At 52.6% G+C, this 213-nt stretch carries 1 pseudogene; it reads left to right on the forward strand.

Going from position 1 to position 213, the window contains the following annotated elements:
* Positions 1 to 213, forward strand: a pseudogene (locus tag HMPREF2675_RS05000) (hemagglutinin/hemolysin family protein); the annotation flags it as partial.

A 213-nucleotide genomic window follows, 5' to 3' on the forward strand; every position in this document is an offset into this window, starting at 1 on the left:
ATGAAAGGCGAAGACAAAGCCTTGGGTTATACTTGGGACTACCGCGACTACGGCGCAAGAAATCCGCAAGCCTACAACGATCCGAAGCTGTTTGAGGAATATCGCCGACAGGACAAACCCGAATACCGCAACCTGACCTGGCTGCACAGCGGGACGAAAGACACCAAAATCAGGCAGGAAGAGCGGAAAAACGAAGAGCTTGCGCTGAACGTT

Source organism: Neisseria sp. HMSC061H08, from assembly GCF_001836795.1.
In the GTDB taxonomy this organism is placed as follows: domain Bacteria; phylum Pseudomonadota; class Gammaproteobacteria; order Burkholderiales; family Neisseriaceae; genus Neisseria; species Neisseria subflava_A.